This is a genomic window from Streptomyces sp. NPDC055078 (assembly GCF_053607985.1).
This window is the reverse complement of sequence record NZ_JBSGUP010001074.1, coordinates 1-1602: the sequence shown is the minus strand read 5'-3', so window position 1 is coordinate 1602 and position 1602 is coordinate 1. Positions and strand designations below refer to the sequence as shown.

General features: G+C 72.5%; 2 protein-coding genes. One reads left to right on the top strand and one right to left on the bottom strand.

The genetic code is table 11. From position 1 onward, the window contains the following. Positions 1-674, bottom strand: a 674-nt coding sequence (locus ACWF94_RS40235) for an alcohol dehydrogenase catalytic domain-containing protein (RefSeq protein WP_453500218.1), incomplete at its 3' end; no start/stop codon positions are given. A gap of 73 nt (positions 675-747) precedes the next feature. Here ACWF94_RS40235 and ACWF94_RS40230 point away from each other — a divergent pair. Beyond that, positions 748-1602 (top strand): aldehyde dehydrogenase family protein (locus ACWF94_RS40230; RefSeq protein WP_453500216.1); only part of this gene is annotated, 855 nt, incomplete at its 3' end.

Genomic DNA, 1602 nt, shown 5'->3' with positions numbered 1-1602 from the left:
CCGCGGGCCGCCTCGGTCTTCGCCGGGTTCACATCGACGGCCGCGATGACCTTGCAGCCGCTCAGCGAGGCGGCGATGACGGCGGCCACGCCGACAGCCCCCACCCCGAAGACCGCGATGGACGAGCCGGGGCGCGGTCGCAGCACGTTGAGCACGCCGCCCGCTCCGGTCTGGAAGCCGCAGCCGAAGGGCCCGGCCCGCAGCAGGTCCCACGTCGGGTCGAGCCGCACGACCGCCCGCTCCGGTGCGACGACGTGGCCGGCGAACGACGACTGGCCGAGGAAGTGGGCGTTCACCTCCCGGCCCCTGTGGGTCACCGCGGTGGAGCCGTCGGGCCGGCGGCCGGAGAAGTTCACCGCGTCGAAGGCGCGGCAGTAGGCGGGCGAACCCGTACGGCACAGGGCGCACGTACCGCAGGATGTGAAGGACATGGCGACGTGGTCGCCGGGGTGTACGGAGGTGACGTGCGCGCCGACCCGCTCGACGACGCCCGCCCCCTCGTGCCCGAGCAGCGCGGGCGTGGGGAAGAAGCCGGCGAATTCGAGGTCGGTACCGCAGACGCCGACGGCGGCGACCCGGACGAGCACCTCGTCCGGGCGCGGATCGTCCAGCTCCACTTCGGTCAGGACGAACGGCTGTCCGGGCTGCTCCAGCAGAGCGGCGGTGGCGCGCACAGGGCCTCCTCAGTGCCTCACAAAGCGAGACTGCATATTGACATGCGTGACAGGGTCGGTCAATGATCCCCCTATGGCGGCTGTTGACTTCCCTTCTTCCCAGCACTTCATCGACGGCGCGTGGGTCGCGGCCCGCGACGGCGGCACGCTGGACGTCCTCGATCCGGCCACTCAGCAGATGTTCACCGAGGTGGCCCGGGCGGGCGCCGCCGATGTCGACGACGCGGTCACCGCGGCGCGGCGCGCGTTCCCCGCCTGGGCGGCGACCGACCCGAGCGAGCGCGGGGCGCTGATCCGGCGCTGGGCCGACCTGATCATCGACGGGGTCGAAGCGCTCGCGGCCGTCGAGGCGCGGGACGTGGGCAAGCCCCTGTCCGGGGGCCGGACGAACATCCATATCGCCCACGGCATCATCGGCTACTTCGCCGGCGCGGCCGACAAGCTCACCGGAGTCACGCTGCCGACCCGCGGTCCCGACTACCTGGGCTACACGGTTCCCGAGCCCTACGGCGTATGCGCGATCGTCCTCCCGTGGAACGTGCCGGCCGTGCTCACCGCCGCGAACGTCGCACCGGCGCTCGCCGCGGGCAACACGGTCGTCCTCAAGCCGTCCGAGATCGCGCCGCTGGCCCCGTTCGCACTCACCGAACTCGCCCGCCGCGCAGGCTTCCCGCCGGGGGTGATCAACGTCGTTGCGGGCGGCCCCGAGGCGGGCGCCGCACTCACCTCGCACCCGGGCGTCGGCCACATCAGCTTCGTCGGCTCCACCGCCACCGGACGGGCGATCATGACGGCCGCGGCTCAGAACCTCGTCCCGGTGAAGCTGGAACTCGGCGGCAAGTCGCCGAACGTGCTCTTCGCCGACGCCGACCTCGACACGGCGATCCCCGCGATCGTCACCTCCATCACCGAGAACGCGGGGCAGAAC